The 20,679-nt window shown below is 70.8% G+C and carries 18 protein-coding genes; 15 read left to right on the top strand and 3 right to left on the bottom strand.

Translation table 11 applies throughout. From position 1 onward, the window contains the following. Positions 1 to 30: 30 nt before the first annotated feature. The 6 genes from exaC to GEV26_RS14375 all read left to right on the top strand — a co-directional run bounded on the left by exaC (position 31) and on the right by GEV26_RS14375 (position 9,013). Entirely contained in the window at positions 31 to 1,554 is a 1,524-nt protein-coding gene (gene exaC / locus GEV26_RS14400) for an acetaldehyde dehydrogenase ExaC (RefSeq protein WP_153654148.1), read from the top strand. Further along, positions 1,554 to 1,961, top strand: coding sequence for a DUF779 domain-containing protein (locus GEV26_RS14395; RefSeq protein ID WP_153654147.1), 408 nt, complete (start codon positions 1,554 to 1,556; stop codon positions 1,959 to 1,961). Before exaC ends, GEV26_RS14395 begins: the two co-directional genes overlap by 1 nt. Before the next feature lie 120 nt (positions 1,962 to 2,081). Then, positions 2,082 to 5,501, top strand: a complete 3,420-nt coding sequence (locus GEV26_RS14390) for a delta-60 repeat domain-containing protein (RefSeq protein WP_153654145.1) — start codon at positions 2,082 to 2,084, stop codon at positions 5,499 to 5,501. Then, positions 5,498 to 6,238: a CDP-alcohol phosphatidyltransferase family protein gene (locus tag GEV26_RS14385; RefSeq protein ID WP_208430973.1), complete on the top strand. Its 741-nt coding sequence runs from the start codon at positions 5,498 to 5,500 to the stop codon at positions 6,236 to 6,238. The genes GEV26_RS14390 and GEV26_RS14385 overlap by 4 nt, the downstream gene beginning before the upstream one ends. Next, entirely contained in the window at positions 6,238 to 7,524 is a 1,287-nt protein-coding gene (locus GEV26_RS14380) for an O-antigen ligase family protein (RefSeq protein ID WP_153654143.1), read from the top strand. The genes GEV26_RS14385 and GEV26_RS14380 overlap by 1 nt, the downstream gene beginning before the upstream one ends. Then, complete coding sequence (locus tag GEV26_RS14375; RefSeq protein WP_153654141.1) at positions 7,517 to 9,013, top strand: oligosaccharide flippase family protein; 1,497 nt, start codon at positions 7,517 to 7,519, stop codon at positions 9,011 to 9,013. Before GEV26_RS14380 ends, GEV26_RS14375 begins: the two co-directional genes overlap by 8 nt. 21 nt (positions 9,014 to 9,034) lie before the next feature. Here GEV26_RS14375 and GEV26_RS14370 read toward each other — a convergent pair whose 3' ends face one another. After that, on the bottom strand, positions 9,035 to 10,330 hold the full coding sequence (locus GEV26_RS14370; protein ID WP_153654140.1) for a Wzz/FepE/Etk N-terminal domain-containing protein: 1,296 nt from the start codon (positions 10,328 to 10,330) through the stop codon (positions 9,035 to 9,037). 307 nt (positions 10,331 to 10,637) lie between these two features. Here GEV26_RS14370 and GEV26_RS14365 point away from each other — a divergent pair, with 307 nt between their 5' ends. The 5 genes from GEV26_RS14365 to GEV26_RS14345 all read left to right on the top strand — a co-directional run bounded on the left by GEV26_RS14365 (position 10,638) and on the right by GEV26_RS14345 (position 16,004). Then, entirely contained in the window at positions 10,638 to 11,411 is a 774-nt protein-coding gene (locus tag GEV26_RS14365) for an RNA polymerase sigma factor (protein WP_153654138.1), read from the top strand. Positions 11,412 to 11,499: 88 nt separating this feature from the next. Then, positions 11,500 to 11,937 (top strand): FAD synthase family protein, encoded by a 438-nt coding sequence (locus GEV26_RS14360; RefSeq protein ID WP_243838770.1) that lies wholly within the window; start codon positions 11,500 to 11,502, stop codon positions 11,935 to 11,937. Beyond that, complete coding sequence (locus tag GEV26_RS14355) at positions 11,934 to 12,887, top strand: glycosyltransferase family 2 protein (RefSeq protein ID WP_153654134.1); 954 nt, start codon at positions 11,934 to 11,936, stop codon at positions 12,885 to 12,887. The genes GEV26_RS14360 and GEV26_RS14355 overlap by 4 nt, the downstream gene beginning before the upstream one ends. A 2-nt stretch (positions 12,888 to 12,889) precedes the next feature. Next, a complete protein-coding gene (locus GEV26_RS14350; protein WP_153654132.1) occupies positions 12,890 to 14,314 on the top strand; it encodes an exopolysaccharide biosynthesis polyprenyl glycosylphosphotransferase in 1,425 nt (474 codons plus the stop codon). Between the two features lie 91 nt (positions 14,315 to 14,405). Then, complete coding sequence (locus GEV26_RS14345; RefSeq protein ID WP_208430972.1) at positions 14,406 to 16,004, top strand: AMP-binding protein; 1,599 nt, start codon at positions 14,406 to 14,408, stop codon at positions 16,002 to 16,004. Here the strand turns inward: GEV26_RS14345 and GEV26_RS14340 are convergent. Then, complete coding sequence (locus tag GEV26_RS14340; RefSeq protein ID WP_153654130.1) at positions 15,970 to 16,560, bottom strand: hypothetical protein; 591 nt, start codon at positions 16,558 to 16,560, stop codon at positions 15,970 to 15,972. The two genes, GEV26_RS14345 and GEV26_RS14340, sit on opposite strands and share 35 nt — an antisense overlap. Before the next feature lie 101 nt (positions 16,561 to 16,661). On the opposite strand from GEV26_RS14340, the gene GEV26_RS14335 reads away from it, so the two are divergent. From GEV26_RS14335 to GEV26_RS14320, 4 genes are all read left to right on the top strand, one after another. Beyond that, positions 16,662 to 17,183, top strand: coding sequence for an RNA polymerase sigma factor (locus GEV26_RS14335; RefSeq protein WP_153654128.1), 522 nt, complete (start codon positions 16,662 to 16,664; stop codon positions 17,181 to 17,183). Positions 17,184 to 17,227: 44 nt separating this feature from the next. Beyond that, on the top strand, positions 17,228 to 17,623 hold the full coding sequence (locus GEV26_RS14330) for a type II toxin-antitoxin system PemK/MazF family toxin (RefSeq protein ID WP_243838769.1): 396 nt from the start codon (positions 17,228 to 17,230) through the stop codon (positions 17,621 to 17,623). Then, positions 17,620 to 18,669 (top strand): YihY/virulence factor BrkB family protein, encoded by a 1,050-nt coding sequence (locus GEV26_RS14325; RefSeq protein WP_153654124.1) that lies wholly within the window; start codon positions 17,620 to 17,622, stop codon positions 18,667 to 18,669. The genes GEV26_RS14330 and GEV26_RS14325 overlap by 4 nt, the downstream gene beginning before the upstream one ends. Positions 18,670 to 18,769: 100 nt before the next feature. Then, positions 18,770 to 19,165, top strand: coding sequence for a cold-shock protein (locus GEV26_RS14320; protein ID WP_153654123.1), 396 nt, complete (start codon positions 18,770 to 18,772; stop codon positions 19,163 to 19,165). 10 nt (positions 19,166 to 19,175) lie between these two features. Here GEV26_RS14320 and GEV26_RS14315 read toward each other — a convergent pair whose 3' ends face one another. Further along, positions 19,176 to 20,630, bottom strand: a complete 1,455-nt coding sequence (locus tag GEV26_RS14315) for an MFS transporter (RefSeq protein WP_194839875.1) — start codon at positions 20,628 to 20,630, stop codon at positions 19,176 to 19,178. Positions 20,631 to 20,679 lie beyond the last annotated feature (49 nt).

Below are 20,679 nucleotides of genomic sequence, written 5' to 3'. Positions count from 1 at the left end.
CGTCACGATCCCCGAGCCAAGGAGTTACGCATGACCGTGTACGCCCAGCCAGGAGCCGAAGGAAGCGTCGTCTCCTACAAGTCGCGCTACGACCACTGGATCGGCGGCGAGTACGTCGCCCCGGTCAAGGGCCAGTACTTCGAGAACGTGTCGCCGGTCAACGGCAAGGTCTTCACCGAGGTCGCCCGCGGCACGGCCGAGGACATCGAGGCGGCGCTCGACGCGGCTCACGCCGCCGCGCCCGCGTGGGGCAAGACGTCCGTCACCGAGCGCTCCGCGATCCTCAACCAGATCGCCGATCGCATCGAGCAGAACCTGGAGATGCTCGCGGTCGGCGAGACGTGGGACAACGGCAAGCCCGTCCGCGAGACGATGGCGGCCGATCTGCCGCTCGTGGTCGACCACTTCCGCTACTTCGCCGGGGCGATCCGCGCCCAGGAGGGTGCGCTGTCGCAGCTCGACGAGCAGACGGTCGCGTACCACTTCCACGAGCCGCTCGGCGTGGTCGGCCAGATCATCCCGTGGAACTTCCCACTGCTCATGGCGACCTGGAAGCTAGCCCCGGCACTGGCCGCGGGCAATGCGGTCGTGCTCAAGCCTGCCGAGCAGACCCCCGCGTCGATCATGCTGCTGATCGAGCTGATCGGTGACCTGCTGCCGGCCGGTGTCGTCAACATCGTCAACGGCTTCGGGGTCGAGGCCGGTGCACCGCTCGCCTCGAGCTCGCGCATCCGCAAGATCGCCTTCACGGGCGAGACCACGACGGGCCGCCTCATCGCGCAGTACGCGAGCCAGAACCTCATCCCGGCGACGCTCGAGCTCGGCGGCAAGAGCCCCAACATCTTCTTCGAGGACGTTGCGAGCAAGGACGACGCGTTCTACGACAAGGCCCTCGAGGGGTTCGCGATGTTCGCCCTCAACCAGGGCGAGGTCTGCACGTGCCCGAGCCGTGGCCTGATCCAGAACTCGATCCTCGAGCAGTTCCTGCCGGCCGCCACCGAGCGGGTCAAGGCGATCAAGCAGGGCAATCCGCTCGACACCGAGACGATGCTCGGAGCGCAGGCCAGCAACGACCAGCTGGAGAAGATCCTGTCGTACTTCGACATCGGGGTGCAGGAGGGCGCCCGCGTCATCACCGGCGGTGAGCGCGTGGACCTCGGCGGCGACCTGTCGGGTGGCTACTACGTCGCGCCGACGATCTTCCAGGGGCACAACAAGATGCGCGTGTTCCAGGAGGAGATCTTCGGCCCGGTCGTCTCGGTCACCGGCTTCGAGGACTACGCCGAGGCGATCGACATCGCCAACGACTCGCTCTACGGGCTCGGCGCCGGGGTCTGGTCCCGCGACTCCAACACCGCGTACAAGGCGGGGCGCGACATCCAGGCCGGCCGCGTGTGGACGAACTGCTACCACCAGTACCCGGCCCATGCGGCGTTCGGCGGCTACAAGTCCTCGGGCATCGGGCGTGAGAACCACAAGATGATGCTCGATCACTACCAGCAGACCAAGAACCTGCTGGTCTCGTACGACGAGAACAAGCTGGGCTTCTTCTGATGTCTCCGCTCGACCCCTCATCGGTCGAGCGGGTCGCGCTGACCCCGAAGGCTGCGGAGCTGCTCCGCGGCCTTCGGGCCTCGCACGACAAGCCGCTGATGTTCCACCAGTCCGGCGGGTGCTGCGACGGGTCGGCCCCCATGTGCTTCACCGAGGGCACGTTCCTCACCGGCCACCAGGACGTCCATCTCGGGGACCTGGAGTACGGGGCGCCCGAGGTCGCGCCGGTGTGGATCTCGCGCGAGCAGTTCGCGTACTGGTCCCACACCCACATCACGATCGACGTCGTGCCGGGACGGGGCGCGGGGTTCTCGATCGAGGGCCCCACGGGCAACCGGTTCATCATCCGCTCGCGCATCTTCACCGAGGAGGAGGCCCGGCTGCTCGCCGCCGAACCAGCCCGATGACCCCGGCGTTCCGGCAATCGGGTGCCGGCACGACGTCATGATGGGGCGTGTGGTGACTCTTTCCTCGTAGAAGGGTGCGGTGTCTCGTCGCGCCCGGTTCCGACATCCCGAGGATCCACCGTGAGCGCGTTCTCCCACCGCCCCCTCCGTGCGGCCCTGCTGGCTGCCCTCCTGCCGGTGCTGGTCGTGTCCGGCCTCGCCGGTCTCAGCTCCCCGGCCGGGGCCGCGACCCCGGTCGACGGCCTGTCGCCCTCGACCGCCGCGGCCTCGTGCTGGGAGGTCAAGCAGCTCGACAGTGCTGCACCGGACGGCGTCTACTGGATCCTCACCCCGCAGCTGCAGGTCCCGACGCAGATCTACTGCGACCAGAGCACGGACGGCGGTGGCTGGGCGCTCATCGGCCGCGGCCGCGAGAACTGGACCTACAACTACAACGGCAAGGGCACCCCGGCCGAGGTCGCCGGCACGGTCACGGGCCAGGCCGCCTTCGCCCCCCGTCAGCTCGACTCGACCGTCATCAACGGGCTGCTCGGCGGCAAACGGTTCGACGACCCCGCATACGGCAGCGGGGTGCGGGTCCGCCGCGCGGTCAACCAGGACGGCACCAGCTGGCAGGAGACGCGATGGTCGTACCGGGCCGGCTCCCGCGACAGGTGGAGCTGGGCGCTGGGGGCCGGTTTCCCCCTCGCGACGGTCACGATCGGTGGCTCGTCCATCTCCAACACCACGACGTACGAGTTCGGCGCCGACACGGCCTACAAGCGGCTGTGGACGCACGAGAACGCCAGGAACGGCTACGTGCGCGGCTTCAGCTTCGGCCAGAACGGCATCGGCTCGACCGCGGCCGGCAGCTACATCTACTCCAAGGCGTCCGGCGGCGCGTACGGCACGCCGTTCAGCCAGGTCTTCATCCGGCCCAAGCTGCGCAGCAGCGACCTGACGTTCACCGAGATCCCCGCCGCGGGCACGCCCGCACAGACCATCCGCGCGGTCCCCAAGAACGGCTCGCTCACCACGACGTGGGGTGTCACGGGCCTGGGCAACGGCGGCACGACCGAGAACGCGACCGAGGTGCAGGCGTTCGCCCAGATCGGCGGCACGATGTACGTCGGCGGCAACTTCACGACCGTCCTCAAGGGGGCCACGGCGACCGGGAACGACCGCGTGGCCCAGCCGTACCTCGCCGCCTTCGACGTCAAGACGGGGGAGTTCATCAGGTCGTTCACCCCTCGGCTCAACAGCATGGTCAAGTCGCTCGCCGCGCTGCCGGACGGCAGGCTCGCGGTCGGCGGGGAGTTCACGCAGGTCGCGGGCACGGCCCGCAGCGGCCTCGTCGTCCTGAACCCCACGACGGGTGCGCTCGACACCTCGTGGGCGACCAACCTGGAGAACCGCATGTCGGGTGGCAAGGTGTCGGTGCGTGGCCTCGACACCGACGGCACCTACCTCTACCTCACCGGTGCGTTCACGCACTTCATCAAGGCCGGGACGACGGAGCGCTACGCCAAGAACGGCGGCCGCATCGCCCTGTCGACCGGCACCGCGGACAACGGCTGGAACCCCGGTTTCAACGGCACCGGGACGGCGCTGGACGTCAGCGACGACAAGTCGACGGTCTACTTCGCTGGCTACTTCACCACGATGAAGGACGGCGCCCAGCCTGCGGACCGGGCCGCCGCGATCAGCACCGCGGCGGGCGGCAACAGGACCGCCGCCTGGCAGCCCACGTTCAGCACCAAGGGCTCGGCCCGCTACCAGCAGGCGGTGCAGCAGGTCGGCAGCAAGGTCTGGCTGGGCGGCTCCCAGCACAGCATGTTCTCCTACGACACCTCGACCTTCGCGCTGGAGAACACCCACATCACCAAGGCAGGTGGTGATCTGCAGGCCATCACGGGCGGCAACGGGGTCGTCTACGGCGGGTGCCACTGCGAGCACTGGAACTACTCGGACACCGCGGCGTACGACACCACGAGCCCCGGCTCGACCAACATCACCTGGACGCAGGCAGACAAGACCTACTACGTGGGCGCGTGGGACGAGCAGACCGGTGACTTCGCGATGGAGTTCACACCCGAGATGCGCGCGCGCAACGGTCTCGGCGCCTGGGCGCTGAAGGTCGCGAGCGACGGCACGCTCTGGGCCGGCGGCTCGATCACGTCGTCGGTCAAGGAGAACGGCGCCAACCAGTGGATCGGCGGCTTCGTGCGCTACGCCCCGAGGCCGAGCACCGCGCCCGGCCGGCCGGGTGGGCTCACGGTGGCGCGCAGCGGCAGCTCCGCGACCGTGAGCTGGAGCGCGAGCTCGACGTCCGGCGTCACGTACGAGGTGCTGCGCAACGACCGGGTCGTGGCGACCAGCACCTCCACGCGCGTCACGGTCCCGGGCGCGACCGAGGCCGATCGCTACGCGGTCCGGGCCGCGGACAGCTGGGGCAACCGCTCGGCGTCCACCGCAGTCGTCTCCGCGGCGGTCGCACCCGTCACCACGACCCTGGTGCCCACAGGCTCCACGTGGGCCTACCGCGTCGACCCGAGCGCGGTCGGCAGCGACTGGAACCGGTCGTTCTTCGACGACTCCGCATGGAGCACGGGAGCCGCACCCCTCGGCTGGGGCACGGGCCCGCTCGCGACCAACGTCGACGTCCCCGCGGGCCAGACCCGCCCCGTGACGTCGTACTACCGCAAGAAGTTCACGATCGCGCCGGGCAGCACCTTCGGGACCGTCACGCTGACGACGCGGGCCGACGACGCCGTCGCGGTCCACGTCAACGGTGTCGAGGTGGGACGGTCGAACCTCCCGGCCGGCGCACTCAGCGCGAGCACGTACGCCCTGTCCGCGCCGTCGACCGCGACCGCCGTGGCCAATCCGGTCACCTTCACGGTCCCGGTGTCGGCACTGCGTACGGGCTCCAACACGATCGGCGTCGAGGTCCACTCGATGTACAAGTCGACGCCGAGCTCGAGCATGGACATGTCGCTCGTCGCCGAGGCGGGCAACCAGGCGCCGGGCGCGGAGGCGACGTCGACACCTCTCGTCCCGGCCGGGTCGACGTGGTCGTACCTCTTCGACAACGCGGCCACGGTCCCGGCGGGCTGGACGACGTCCGAGGCGGCCACGAGCGGGTGGCGGACCGGCGCGGCCCCCCTCGGCTGGGGCACGTCGGGTCCGATCATGACGAACATCGACGTCGCCGCCGGGGGCACGCGGGCGCTCACGTCGTACTACCGGCGCTCGTTCGCGGTGCCCGACGCGTCCGCGGTCAAGAAGCTCACGCTGGTGACCCGCGCGGACGACGGAGTCGCGATCCACGTCAACGGCGTCGAGGTGGGGCGGTCCAACCTGCCCGTCGGCGCGCTGACGCGCACGACGTACGCCACGACGGCAGTGTCGACCGCGTCGGCGCTGGCCGCCCCGGTGACGATCGACGTGCCGGTCAGCGTCCTGAAGGACGGCGCCAACAGCATCGCGGTCGAGGTGCACTCGAACTATCGGGCGACCCCGAGCGCCAGCATGGACCTGTCGCTCGTGGCGACCTCGTGAGCACGGCGCCCGGGCTGACCGAGGCGACGGGGGTGCGGGCCGCGTACGCCGCGCTGTCCCGCGCGCAGAAGAGCGGGGCCGGGGTCCCCTGGTACATGCGGGTGGTCAACCGCCGGCTGGGCCGGCTCATCGCGGCGGGCGCCGCCCAGACCCGGGCCACGCCCGATCACATGACGGCGGCCAGCTTCCTCGCATTCCTGGCCGGGGCCGGCCTCCTGGTCGGGGTCGAGCCGGGCCCGGCGATGGCTGTCGCCTCGATGCTGCTGCTGCAGCTCGGCTTCGCACTCGACTCCGCCGACGGCCAGCTCGCACGGCTGCGCGGCACGGGATCGCCCGCGGGGGAATGGCTCGACCACGTCGTCGACTCGGCCCGGCACCTGCTCTTCCACCTCGCGGTGCTGATCGGGCTCCATCGCTTCACGGACGTCTCCGACGCGGTGCTGCTCGTGCCGCTCGTGTTCGCCCTGGTCTCGACCGTGCGGTTCTTCGCGCAGATCCTGGCCGAGCAGCTCGCGCGCAGGGACCCCGTGGCAGGTCCTGAGTCGGTGCCCCGGTTCGGCGTGTGGATCCAGGCCCCGGCCGACACCGGCCTGCTCAACCTTGTCGTGGTGCTGTGGGCCTGGACGACCCCGTTCCTGTGGGCCTACGGCGTGTTCGCGGCGCTCAACGCGCTGCTGCTGGCCGCGACCTGCGTCCGTCGCCGTCGCGAGCTCGCATCGCTCGCCCGCGGGGCCTGATGGCCACCGTGGCCCGCGTCCGGGAGCCGGACGTCGTCGTCGACTCGCCGGCCGAGGCCCTGCCGGGCTGGCCGGTCCTCGCACTGCTGTGGGGGTTCCCGGTCTTCTGGCTGCTCGGGGCGACCGTCATCACGGGTGTGCTGCTGACCGTGGTGATGCTGTCGTACCTCGCGCACTACGCAGCCACCCGGTTCGTCCCCGGCGTCCACGCCTTCACGGCGTTCGTGGTGTGGGTCGTGCCCTGCGCGGTGATGGTCGAGGGAACGTCCCGGCTGCTCGGATACGCCTACCGGTTCTCGATCCTCGTGATCGTCGGGACCGCGTTCGTCTACACGATCGCGGCCGGCAGCCGGCTGAGCCGCCGCAGGATCGTCGATGCGCTGACGTTCGTCTGGTTCTTCACGGTCGTCGGCGGTCTGGCCGGGCTCGCGTTCCCCACGGTGCGCCTGTCGACCCCGGTGGGCCTGCTGCTGCCGTCGTCGCTGACGAGCAACGAGTACGTCCATGACCTGTTCTTCCCGCCGTTCGCGGAGATCCAGTCGCCCTTCGGCTCGCCGACCGACTTCATCCGGCCGTCCGCGCCGTTCCCGTACGCGAACAGCTGGGGGGTCGCGATCGTCCTGCTCACGCCCGTCGCGGTGGCGTGCTTCCTGCAGACCCGGTCGATCCTGCTGCGGGCGGGCATCGTGGCCGGGATGTGCGGGATGCTGGCACCTGCGCTCAGCACCTCCAACCGGGGGATGTTCGCGGGGCTCGTCCTGGCGGCCGTCTACGTGGTGATCCGCATGGCGGTGCGCAACCGAGCGGCCCCGGTCATCACGATCGCGGTGCTCGGCATCGGGGCGGCGGTGGTGCTCGTCGCCAACGGCCTGCTGACCCAGATCCACACCCGGCAGGAGTACGGCGACTCCAACGGGACCCGGTTCGGCCTCTACGAGGAGACGTTCCGCCGCACGTTGCAGTCGCCCCTGCTCGGCTACGGGGCGCCGCGGCCCTCCGCGGAGCCGGGCATCTCGCTCGGCACCCAGGGCTATGTGTGGATGCTGATGTTCAGCTTCGGCTTCGTCGGGCTCGCGCTGTTCCTGGTCTTCCTGTGGGGCACCGCCGCTCGCACGTGGCGCGCTCCCGGCGACATCGACCTGGTGCTGCACAGCGTGCTCGTGGTCGCCAGCGTGATCATCCTCGTCTACGGCATGGACATCATGCAGCTGCTGACCGTGATGCTCGTGGCCGCCGTGCTCCTGCGCCGGCGCTACGGCCTCGACCCGTCCCGCCCCGGTGGCTGAGCCCGGCACCCGCGGCATCGCGTGGGCCGGGGCGGTCAACCTGGTGGGCGGCGCCGCGGGCTCGGTCGTGGGCCTGCTGCTCGCGGCCGTCGTGGGACGTGAGCTCGGCACGGAGGGCGCGGGCACCTACTTCCTGGTCGTCGCGGTCTTCATGATCGTCTCCAACGTCGCCGAGCTCGGGGCTGACACCGGTCTGGTGCGGTTCGTCTCGGCCGCGCGCGCCACCGGGAGGTCGGCGGACGTGCCCCACCTGGTGCGAACCGCGCTGCGTCCGGTCGTGCTGGGGGGTGTCCTCGTCGTGGCGGTCGCGGCGGCGACGGTCCGCACGTACCCGGGAGCGTTCGACGGTCTCTCGTCGCGCTTCGTGGTGGGTGCCGCAGCGCTCGCGGTGCTGTCGTCGCTGATCGCGGTGATGCTGTCGGTGTCCCGCGGTCTCGGCGACGTGCTGACGTACCCCTTGCTGCAGAACATCGCCCTGCCGTTCCTGCGCCTGGGTGCCGTCTTCGCGGTGGTCTCGGCGGGCGGGGGTGTCGCTGCGGTGCTGACGGCCTGGATGGCCCCGGTGCCGGTCGTCCTCGTGCTCGCGACGCTGGTCGCGGTCATGATGCTGCGGCGTCACGCGGGAACCGTCCGGGGGCGCCCGGCCCGCCCCGCCGAGCTGCGGCGGGCGTCCGGCGAGTTCTGGACGTTCAGCGCGACCCGTGGCGTGACGGCCGCGGTCGAGATCCTGCTCGAGTGGGTCGACGTCCTCATCGTCGGCGTGCTCACCTCGGCTGAGGAGGCGGGGGTGTACGCGGTGGTGACCCGGTGCGCCCGCGCCGGCGAGGTGATCCAGCAGGCGGCCCGCATCGCGGTGGGACCGCAGATCAGCGCGGCGCTCGCGCGAGGCGCGGTCCACGAGGCCCGGGAGATCTACGGCCTGGTGACCTCCGCGATGATCTGGCTCGCGTGGCCGTTCTTCGTGGTGCTGGCGGTGTTCGGCGATGCCGTGCTCTCGCTGTTCGGACCCGGCTTCGACGCAGGGTGGCCCGCCTTGGCGACGCTCGCGGTCGCGATGGGCCTGGCCACGGCCGCGGGGACCGTGCAGACCATCTTGCTGATGGGCGGTCGCAGCACGTGGCAGCTCGCCGACAAGTCCGGCGCGCTGGCGCTCAACGTCGCCCTCAACCTGGTCCTGGTGCCGATGTGGGGAATCGAGGGGGCGGCCGTCGCCTGGGCCGTCACGATCCTCGTGGACACCGCCGTCGTGGTGTACCAGGTGCAGCACCTGATGGACCTGCGCCCGCAGGGGAGACCGCTCCTGGTCGCCGCAGCGCTCTCGCTCGCGCTCACGGGGTCCCTGTGCCTCGCGGCGCGCCTGGTCCTCGGATCGTCCGTGCCGGTCATGCTCGGCACGGTCGTGGTCGTGGCCGCGGTCTACCTCGGGATCAGCTTCCCCCTGCGGCACCGGCTGGGCCTCGTCGACCTGGTCGCCCACCGCTCGCGGTGAGACGAGCGGCGGGCGGCGGCGTCAGCGGCTGAGGGCGAGCATCTCGGTGCGGGGCGGGAACAGCGCCGCCAGGGCGATGTCGACACCCTTGGACGAGAGCAGCCCCGCGAGCCTGCGCAGCGCCGCTGCGTCGTCCGTCGTGGCGCGGGCCAGCAGGACCGAGTCCGAGCGGGTGGCCAGGGCGACCTTGTTGGCGTCGGAGGTCATGCGGGTCGTGTCGATCACGACGATCTCGCCGGCCCAGGACTGACGCTTCTTCTCGGTCGGCCAGCCGCGGCTGATCTTGCCCTCGTTGATCGCACCGGCGTCGACGAAGCGGGCGGCGCGGCCGCGGCGCGCCAGGGCGTCCACGAGCTCCTCGCCCGGGGTGAGCGAGCGCCCGTTGTCGTCCTCGGCGTCCACCATGATGATGAACGGGCCGTCGGCCCCGATCGTGGTCGGGATCTTCAGCATGAACGCCGCGATGTCCCATGTGTCGGCGCGGTTGCTGTCCTTGGTGCCGTCGAGGACGATCTGGTCGCCGAGCGCGTGCAACCGGTCGACGCCGCCGATCTCGGAGTCCTCCTCCTCCTTGCGGAACAGGGCGATCGGGATGCCGACCAGCAGGCCGAGGAACAGGCCCGCCGCGCCCAGCGGGACCGGACCGGGGCTGGACGGGCTCGACGGGACGTCGGCGACGCCGACGACCTGCCCGGGGACCAGGTCGAATGAGCTCATCTGGGCGATCCTCTCGCCCAGGGCGTCGGCCTGGATGCGCAGGGACTGCTGGGCGAGCCGGCTCGCGTACGCGTCGGTGTTGGAGTCGATGCGGATCTTGCGCAGCTGCGTGTTCGCGGCCTTGACGAGGCGGTCGACCTGGCCTGCGGCCTCGTCGCGGCGCAGCGTCAGATAGGCCTCCGCGACCGCGTCCGCGCCGGCGGCGGCCTGCTTCGCGGTGTCGCCGGAGAAGTGGATGCGAAGGATCAGCGAGCCCTCGGGGGAGTCGGTGGACGTCGCACTGCGGACCTGCTCGGTGCTGAGGTCATAGGTGGGACGAAGCAGTGCGGCCGCGGCCTTGGCGACCTTGCTCGACGTGACGATGCCGGCCTCCGTCGCCATGCTGACCGACTTGGAGGCGTCGGCACCTGAGCTGAGCGGATCGGCGTCCATGGGGTTGACCGACACCGTCGTGGTGGCGTCGTACGTCGGCGGGATCGCGAAGGAGGCGAGCACTCCGAGGATGAGGCCGACGATCGCCACGACGGCGACGACGGACCAGTGCCGCTTGAGCGAACCGACGAGGTCGGTCAGCTGCACAGGTTGCTGGGCGGAGGCCATCTGAATTCGTCCTTGGGGTCACGGTTCCCCTGTTCGGGGCTCTACTCCAAGAGAGCGGGGCACCACCCGGACATGACGCGCGTACAAGATTTTTCTTCCGCGAGGGTCCGGAAAACCATTGGCGTCCCGTGGTGCCCGGGTAGTCGGTTTTGCCCAGGGCTGACGGGTGAAATCACCGGGAACAGGGGCCGTTCGAGCTATGGACGAACCCCGGGACGCGTGCCATGCTTCCGATTGCCGTGACAAGCGGTAGCTGATCCAGGGGAATCTCTCACGAGGTTCGATCGACAAAAATCCAGGGGACACCATGCAGGACGTTGACTTGGTCAACGTGCCTGGCGCCGACAGATCCGTCGAGGTCGACGACGGAGTGCTGCTGGCGCAGGCTCGTGACGGCCACGCAGAGGCCTATGCCGCCCTCTTCACGCGCTACAGCTACGCCGCGCACCGCCTGGCCCGAAATCTGGGGCAGTACGAGGACGCCGAGGACGTCGTCGCGGAGTCGTTCGCCCGAGTGCTCGACCTCGTGCGGCGGGGCAAGGGCCCCGAGACCGCGTTCCGGGCCTATCTGTTCACCACGATCCGGCATGAGTCGGCCCGGCGGGCGAAGGCGCGCAAACGGGTCACGCCCACCGACGACGTCGCCAAGATCGATCAGCCCGTGCCCTTCGGCGACGGCCAGCTCGACGGCTTCGAGCGTGCCGCGATCCGCGCGGCCTACGAGTCGCTGCCCCCTCGGTGGCGCACGGTGCTGTGGCACCTCGATGTCGACGGGCGCAAGCCGCACGAGCTCGTGTCCTTGCTCGACCTGTCGCCCAACGGCGTCTCGGCCCTGGTCTACCGCGCACGCAACGGTCTGCGCGAGGCGTACCTGCAGCAGCACGTGAAGTCCGCCGCGCCGGAGGACAGCCGTTCGTGCCGGGACGTGCGGGCCAAGCTCTCGGCGTTCGTGCGCCGTACCGCGTCCGCGCGTGACCAGGAGAAGGTCCACGGCCACCTCCCGGTCTGCCGCGAGTGCATGTCGATCTACCTGGACCTGCAGGAGGTCGACCAAGAGGTCGCCGCGCCACCGTCCTCCTGAGCCGGCTCGCGAATTCTCGTCACGTTCCCGTCACGAAGCAGCGGCAGCGGTCTCTTCCATGTCGACACCGAGTGAAGGCATGGAATCCGTGAGTGATGTGCGCCCCAGGTACGACGTCGGCTACTCCAGTGGCGTCTTCGACATGTTCCACGTCGGACACCTCAACCTGCTGCGGCGGGCGCGCAACCGCTGTGACCACCTCGTGGTGGGGGTTGCGAGCGACGAGTACGTCGAGAACCTGAAGGGTCGCCCCCCGGTCGTGCCCTGTGACGAGCGGATCGACATCATCTCCGCGCTCGGGATCGTCGACGAGGTCATCATCGACCGGTCCGAGGACAAGGTCGCGGCCTGGGAGCAGCGCCCGTTCGACGCGATCTTCAAGGGCAACGACTGGCAGGGGACACCCAAGGGCTATCGGCTGGAGCGCGCGATGGCCGCTCTCGACGTGGACGTCGTCTACTTCCCCTACACGCGGCACACCTCCAGCTCGATGCTGCGCTCGTTCCTGACGGAGCGCGGCGAGTGATCGCCTCCGAGCGGCGTCCGTCGACCGCGGGCACCGACGTGTGCCCGCCCATCACCGCGGTCGTTCCCACGCACCGCCGTCCCGAGCTCATGAGGCGGGCCGTGCAGAGCATCGTGGACCAGACCTATTCCGGCCCGATCGAGATCATCGTGGTCTTCGACGCGTGCGAGCCCGAGCTCCCCGCCGTCGAGACCTCACCCCTTCGCGTCCTGCGGGCCGTCACGAACGACCGCGTGCGGGGCCTGGCCGGGGCCCGCAACACCGGGATCCTCGCCGCCTCGCACGAGTTCGTGGCCTTCCTCGACGACGACGACCACTGGCTGCCCGGCAAGCTCGAGGCGCAGATGGCCGTGTTCGCGGCCCATCCCGAGGTGGGCCTCGTCGGCACGGCCATGGAGGTCGACGACGGTCGCCGCACCCACCAACGCCCCGTCCCACTGACCGTGGTCACCCACGACGACCTCGTGCGGGACCGCATCGCGGGGCTGCACTCGAGCAGCTTCGTCTTTCGCCGGTCCGTGCTCGTCGACACCGTCGGCATGATCGACGAGGAGCTTCCCGGGGCGTACGGCGAGGACTACGACGTGCTGCTGACGACCTCGCAGGTCGCCCCGATCCGGCTCGTCAACGAGCCCTTGGTCTCGGTCCGCTGGTCCGGGCAGTCGTTCTTCTACGGCAGGTGGGCGCAGTACGCCGAAGGGCTGACCTATCTGCTCGACAAGCACCCGGGCCTCCGCGAGGACCCCGCGGCGCTCGCGCGGATGAGCTCGCAGATCGGTTTCGCGCTCGCCGCGGCCGGTCGCCGACGTGAGGCGCGGCCCTGGCTCCGTCGGGCGCTGGGCGCACGGCGGCACGACGTCCGCGCCTGGCTCGGCCTGCTGATCTCGTTCCGGCTGCTGTCCGCCGACGTCGTGGCGCGGGTCGCCAATCTCGCGGGGAAGGGGATCTAGGCATGGCCGTGATGAACGTGAGCACCCCGCTGATGGGTCTCGAGACCGACGTCGCCGCGCGTGCCGTGCGCGGCACCAGGCTGAGCCGCGCCCCGCGGGCGGTGCTGCGCCAGGGCGTGATCGGCTACGCCGCTGCCCTCGCGGTCACGTGGTATCTCGCGCACCGCCACTTCGCCCTGCCGCTGTCGTGGCAGGCAGGGGTCGTGGGGCTGGTCGCGATCTGGCTGCTCTACAGCTTCGCCGCCCTGCGCGCCTTCGAGCGGGCGCGCTCGTTCAAGCCGGCGATCCGTTTCGTGGAGATCCTCGGTCTCGCGTCCTTCGGCTTCGTCCTCGGTGACGCGCCGAACACCGAGCTCGTCCGGCAGGCGGCGGTCGCAGTCGCCGCCGCGCCGGTGGTCCTGTCGCTCTCCGCGGTGCTGCACCGCCAGCTCCTGCGGCGCACCCCGACCATCCTGGTGGGCCAGGTGGAGTCCGTGCGGCGGCTCGAGTCGCGTTGGGCGAAGCGCAAGGACGTCAACGTCGTCGCGACCTGCTCGTGGCGGTCGCCGCACGAGCTCGCCCCCGTCGGTGCGGTGTCCGACGACGGGCTCGCCGAGGTCGTCCGCGAGGTCCTCGCGGCTGTCGTGCAGCGCCAGGCCACGTCGGTCGTCATCGCCAGCGGGCGGGCGCTCTCCACGCCCGCACTGCGTCATCTCGCGTGGGCGCTGCAGCGGGCCGAGGTCGAGTGCCTCGTGGTCGCCGACATGAGCGATCACGTCGAGTTCCTCCGCCCCCGGCGGGTGGGCGACCAGATCGCGCTGTCGCTGCGCGCCCCCAACGACCACCTCATGTCGCTGGCGCTCAAGTCGGTGCTCGACCGGGTCACGGCCGCGGTTCTCCTGCTGGTGCTGTCACCCCTCCTGCTGCTCATCGCGGTGCTGATCCGTCTCGGCTCCCGCGGACCCGCGATCTTCAAGCAGGAGCGCTCGGGCCAGGACGGCCGACCGTTCACGATCTGGAAGTTCCGCACCATGGTCGTGGATGCGGAGAAGCGCCTCCCGTCGCTCCGCAAGCGCAACGAGGGTGCCGGTCCGCTGTTCAAGCTGACCAACGACCCACGGGTGACCCGCTTCGGGCGCGTGCTGCGCAGCACGTCGATCGACGAGCTCCCGCAGCTGGTCAACGTGCTCCGGGGGGAGATGTCGCTCGTCGGGCCGCGTCCCGCGCTGCCGTCCGAGACCTCCCAGTACAGCGAGTGGGTCTGGCGACGCCTGCACGTCAAGCCGGGCCTCACGGGGCTGTGGCAGGTCAGCGGACGCTCGTCGCTCTCCTGGGAGGAGTCGATCCGCATGGACCTGCAGTACGTCAACAACTGGAACCTGCGGCTGGACCTGGCGATCCTCGCGCGCACCGTCCGAGCCGTGCTGGCCCGCGACGGAGCGCTCTAGCAGCGCTCTGGAAGATGCTGTAACTCGTTGTTACACTCGCTCGGGTCGTCCCGACGGATACGGTCGGGCCACCGCTGCGGAACGAGGATCCATGACTGAGCTGGGCTACACGCTGAAGGTCGTGCGCCGTATCGGCATGCTGCGGCCGGTCCCGCCCCACCGCCTGCTCGGCGCCGGGATCCAGCTCGCCAAGTGGGGGCCGGGCCTGCCGTCGGGGGTCCACTCCGCGGCCGCGCGCTTCCCGGGTCAGGCGGCGATCGTCGACGAGGCGGGCGAGATCACGTGGTCCGAGCTCTCGGCCGAGGTCAACCGGTTCACGCAGGCGCTCAAGGACCGTGGCGTGGAGCCCGGTGACTCGATCGCGGTGCTCGCCCGCAACCACCGCCACATGATCGTCGCGATCGTCGCGATCATGCAGGTGGGTGCCCGGGTGCTGCTGCTCAACACCATGGCGAGCCGCTCCCAGCTCGCCGAGCTCGCGGAGCGCGAGGACGCCTCGTGCGTCATCGTGGACCAGGAGTTCCTGGACGTCGCGCAAGACGTCGACCGGTCCACGATCGTCCTCGGCTGGGCGGACGCCGACGCTCCCGCGGACCTGCCGACGGTGTCCGGGCTCGCCCGCGGGCTCTCGGCGAAGGCGCACCCGAAGCCGTCGCGCCACGGGCAGATCATCATCTTCACGTCCGGCACCACGGGCCTGCCCAAGGGAGCCCGCCGCGAGGAGCCCAAGGACCTCAGGCCGCTGATCGCCTTCTTCGGCGCGATCCCGTACCGCGGCCGCTCCACGATCGTCATCGCGGCGCCGCTGTTCCACTCGTGGGGACTGCTCAACTTCGCGTTCAACCTCTCGACCGTGCCGACCTACGTCCTGCGGCGCCGCTTCGATCCCGAGCAGGTGCTCCGCGACGTCGAGCAGCACCGCGCGGAGGCGCTGGTCGTCGTGCCGTTGATGATGCAGCGCATGGTCGACGCCGACCCGGACGTCATCGCCCGGACCGACGTCTCGTCGCTGCGCATCACCGCGAGCAGCGGCTCGGCGCTCGGTGGCGACCTCGCCAACCGCTACATGGACCTGTTCACCGACTCCGTCTACAACTTCTACGGTGCGACCGAGACCGGCTGGGTCACGATCGCCGGACCCCGTGACCTGCGCGAGGCGCCCGGCACCGCGGGGGTGCCGCCCTTCAGGACCACGGTCAAGGTCCTCGACCCCGACGGTCGCGAGGTGCCGCAGGGTGAGACCGGCGTGATCCACGTCGGCAACGACATGCCGTTCGGCGGCTACACCGACGGCAACAGCAAGGCGTTCGCGGACGGCCTGATGAACACCGGCGACGTGGGCCACTTCGACGAGAATGGTCGCCTGTTCGTCTCGGGCCGAGACGACGACATGGTCATCTCCGGTGGGGAGAACGTGTTCCCCCGCGAGCTGGAGGACGCGCTGGTCGAGCACCCGGACATCTCCGACGTGGTGGTCACGGGCATCGACGACGAGAGGTTCGGCCAGGTCCTCGCCGCGTACGTCGTCGTGCGCGAGGGCAGCTCGCTCAGCGAGGAGGACGTCGCGGCGTACGCCAAGGGCCGGGTCGCCCGGTTCGCGGTGCCGGCGCGCACGATGTTCTTGGACGAGCTCCCGCGCAACCCGACCGGCAAGGTCATGAAGCGCGACCTGCCCGCGTTCGAGCAGTAGGCCGCGCCGAGACCGGCGCCGCGAGCAGCAGCCCCAGGGCCAGCCCGCCGAGCGCTGACGTCGGGCGACCCGGTCCGAGCGGGGCCGTGGGCGTGCGTGCGGGGTCGATGACCTCGGCGGTCGAGGCCGCTCGCCCGCCGAGCCGTCTCGCGTCGACGGCCCGGACCGCGAGATATGCGTTGGCGACCGCGTCCGCCGCGCGGGCCGCCCGCCTCGGGTCGTCCGCGGCGTATGACACCTGCAGGACGCGGGACTCCTTGACCGTCGTGGCCGAGACCGCGTCCTCGAGCTCGCGGATCGAGAGGCCGGGCTCCCCGAGGGCGTCGCGAGCCTCGGCCGTGACACGCCGGGACGAGGCCATCGCCTCCTCGGCGGCCATGTCGATCCGCGCGGGGTCGGGCCCGTCGACCCGGACGACGGCCACCGCCTCGTAGCGGGTCGGCAGCAGGACGTGCGTGGCCAGCCCGAGGACCAGCCCCGCACCGGCCCCGGCCAGGATCGTCGGCCAGCGCCGGCACATGCGGCGGGCCAGCTCGGTGAGGGTCAAGGTCTCCACGGCGCCAGTCTCGTCGTGACGGGCGCCGGCGGTCCCGGTTGTCCACAGGCAGGGGTCACGGCACTGGTGGCAGCCCTGCCGGGTCGGCGATAACTGGTCCCATGGACACAGACGCAGAGCTGGTGGTGCTGGCCCGGACCGGGGACCGCGAGGCGTACGGGGTGCTGTTCGTGCGCCACCGAGCGGTGGCGGAGCGGGTCGCCCGACGGTCCACGAGCCGCGAGGACGTCGACGACGTGGTGTCCGAGTCGTTCGCGCGGGTGCTGGCGCAGATCTGTGCGGGCCGCGGACCCGTGGCGTCCTTCCGGGCCTATCTGCTGACGGCAGTCCGCCACGAGGCGGCGCGGCGGCGGGCGCAGGGGCGGCGGTGCGAGCCGACCGCCGAGATCGAGGCGCTGGCGACGCCCACCTCGCTGCCCGAGCTCGACGACGAGGTGCGCGAGGCGTACCGGACGCTGCCGGAGCGATGGCAGCGCGTGCTGTGGCAGCTCGAGGTTGAGGGCCGACGGCCGCACGAGCTGGCCGCCGAGCTGGGGCTGTCGGCCAATGCGGTCTCTGCGCTCGGCACCCGGGCCCGCGCGGGTCTGCGCAGCGCCTACCTCGGACGAACACTGGCCGCTTGAGCGCGCTGGCGTGCCGTCGCGCCCGGCTGTGGCACGCTTGCCGGGTGGACATCGCCTACGACCCGCATCCGGACGGGCAGCCGGACCCGGGCGAGGTCGTCTGGACGTGGGTCCCTTACGAGGACGACCCGTCCCAGGGCAAGGACCGTCCGGTGCTCCTGATCTCCCACGACGGCGCATCGCTCGTCGGGCTGATGATGACCTCGAAGGACCACGACCGCGATCACGAGCAGGAGGCGCGCGACGGCCGCTTCTGGCTCGACGTCGGCTCGGGCCCGTGGGACCGCGAGGGCCGACCCAGCGAGGTGCGGCTCAACCGGTTCCTCGTGATCGACCCCGCCGACGTGCGGCGCGAGGGCGCGGTGCTCGACGAGCCCCGCTTCGACGCCGTCGTGAGCGCGCTCGAGCCGTACCTCCCCGTCCCGCCGAGGACGCCGTGAGCGAGGAGGGTCCTCGGCCGATCGGCAGGATCGATCGATTCCAGCGCAAGCACCCGGTGGTGGGCTTCCCGATCGCGGTCATCTACAAGTACTTCGACGACCAAGGCGCCTATCTCTCGGCCATCATCACCTACTACGCGTTCATCGCGATCTTCCCGCTGCTCCTGCTCAGCACCTCGATCCTCGGGTTCATCCTGCAGGGCGACGAGGGGCTGCGCGACCGCCTGCTCGACTCGGCGCTCAGCCAGTTCCCGATCGTCGGCGACCAGCTCGGCCGTCCCGAGGGACTGCAGGGCAGCACCGGCGCGATCATCGTCGGTGCGGTGACGGCGACGTACGGTGCGATGGGGCTGGGCCAGGCGATCCAGAATGCCGCCAACATCGCCTGGTCCGTGCCGCGCAACAGCCGTGCCAACCCGTTCCTGCTGAGGCTGCGCAGCCTGGCGTTCCTGCTCGTCGGTGGCATCGGCATCATGGCGCTCGCGATCACCACGTCCGTGCTGTCCAACCCAGGCGTCATCGGCACGGACCTCGGGCCCGCGCTCGGCCGCCTCGTGCAGCTCGCGAGCTTCTTGCTGACGGTCCTCATCTTCACCGCGATCTTCCGTCTCGTGAGCCTCGGACGCGCCAAGCCGCGCGCCGTGGTCCCCGGGGCGGCTGTGACCGGGGCGCTGTGGCAGGCGCTGCAGTGGATCGGCAACACGTACGTCCGCGAGGTCATCGGCAAGGCGGACAACCAGGTCAACCAGACGTTCGCCCTGGTCCTCGGCCTCGTCGCGTTCATCTACATCGCGTCGATCATGGCCGTGCTGGGCCTGGAGGTGAATGTGGTGCTCCGTCGTCGCCTGTACCCGCGAGCCCTCCTGACGCCGTTCACGGACAATGTGATCCTCACGCCCGCGGATCAGCGGGCCTACGTGGCGTACGCCAAGGCGCAGCGGCACAAGGGGTTCGAGTCCGTCGAGGTGACCTTCGCCGACCGTACGCCGCAGGTGCCGCGCGAGGCCGACGAGACCGCTCAGCAACCCTCCGCCGACGCCTCCTGAGGCGCCGCGACGTGCTCGCGGTGCCGGGGGGACCACCGGCCGACTAGTCTGGGCGTACGACCATCGGTCGTCCTGATCACAGCGACATGAAGGTGGCATCATGCCCACGGGCAAAGTCAAGTGGTACGACGCAGGCAAGGGCTTCGGCTTCCTGACCCAGGAGAACGGTCCTGACGTCCACGTGCGCTCAGACGCGCTGCCCGACGGGGTGACGACCCTCAAGGCCGGCACCCGCGTCGAGTTCGGGATCGTGCAGGGCAGCCGGGGTGACCAGGCCCTGCAGGTGCGTGTCCTCGAGCCCGTCAGCTCGGTCTCACGGGCGCAGCAGCAGGCCCGTCGCAAGGATCCCGAGGCGATGGCCGTCATCGTCGAGGACCTGATCCGGATGCTCGACTCGATCGGCGAGTCCTACCGTCACGGCCGGCACCCCGACGCCAAGAAGGCCAAGCCGGTCGCCCAGGTGCTGCGCGCCGTGGCGAGCGAGCTCGAGCTCTGAGCGGAGCGGCTCACGCCTGAGGGCGGCGTGCCGTCGCGACCGCCGGCTCGGGCCGACGCGCCCGGGTCAGCACGAATCCGAGCCAGACGATCAGCAGGCCGCCGATCACGAGCGCGCCGACCTGGGGCGTCGCGTCGAGGCTGAACAGCCCGATGCCGATCAGGCCCCCGGTCACCCAGCCGAGCTGCAGCAGCGTCTCCGACCGCGCGAACATGCTGGTGCGGACGCGCTCGGGCACGTCGCGCTGGATCAGCGCGTCGAGGCTGAGCTTGCCCAGGGACTGGCAGATGCCGACGGTCAGGCCGAGGATCACCGCGGTCCACCACGTGAAGAACACGCCGACCACGGCCAGTACGACGACGTCGAGGACCAGGACGCCGACCACGACCTGCTCGGGGCGGCGGGTGCTCGCGGCCGAGCCGATGAGCGTGCCGATCGTGTTGCCCGCGCCGGCGCCGCCGACCACGAGGCCGAGCAGGATCGTCGCGTTGCCGTCCCAGCCCATCGACGCGGGGGGCTCACGCAGCGTGAACGCCATGAAGATCGTCAAGAACCCCGAGAGCAGCCGCAGCCCCGAGTTGCTGCGCAGGGCGTTGACGACCGCGCGGCTGATGCTGAGACCCTTCTGGGGGCCGGAGGTGGCGTGCCCGGCCAGGTCGACGGGCTCCTCGCCCTCGCTGGAGTCCACCTTCGCCGGCAGCAGGATCGCCAGGATCGTCCCGATCGCGAACAGCAGCGCCGCGTAGCGCAGGGCCCAGTCGGCACCGATCGTGGCCGCGCCGACGGCCAGCGGTGCGGAGATCGCGGCGGCGCCCGTGCCCGTCAGCGAGATGCGCGAGTTGGCCTTGACCAGCGTGAACGTCTCAGGCAGCAGCCGGGGGACCGCCGACGCCCGTGTCACGCCGTACGCCTTGGACGACACGAGGCAGCCGAGCGCCGCGAAGTAGAACGCGGGGGAGGCGTCGGCGACCGCGCCCGCCAGGACCCAGCAGCAGAACGCGCGGATCGCGAGGGTCGCTCCGATGGCCCACCTGCGACCACGGCGGAAGCGGTCGAGGAACGGCCCGATCAGGGGAGCGACGATCGCGAACGGCAGCATCGTCAGGACGAGGAAGAGCGCGACCTGGCCCGTGGCCTCACCGGTCGGCACCGTGAAGAACAGCGTCCCCGCCAGGGAGATCGCGACGGCGGCGTCACCTGCGGTGTTGAACGCGTGCAGCTCGAGCAGGCGGGAGAAGCCGCTCTCGCCCGCTCCGCCGGAGTGCGTGAAGCGGCGGGCGCCGGTGAACGCGACGTTGCTGCCCTTGGCGACGACGTGAGCGGTGCTGCGCGACGCCCGCCCGATCCCGTGCGCCGTGCGAGCGAGTCGGGAGGGCGAGGAGGGGGGTGGGGTCCCGGCCCCGGACGGCTCGCGTGCGTACGCCGGATCGCTCGCGTAGTCGTACGGCCCCTCGGGTTCCTCCATGCTCTTCATCCTGCCTCACCCCGGGATCGGCGTGCCCCCGGACATGGGT

Source organism: Aeromicrobium yanjiei (assembly GCF_009649075.1).
GTDB classification, from domain to species: Bacteria; Actinomycetota; Actinomycetes; order Propionibacteriales; family Nocardioidaceae; genus Aeromicrobium; species Aeromicrobium yanjiei.
The sequence above is the reverse complement of the archived record's forward strand: the minus strand, read 5'-3'. Positions and strand labels throughout refer to the sequence as shown.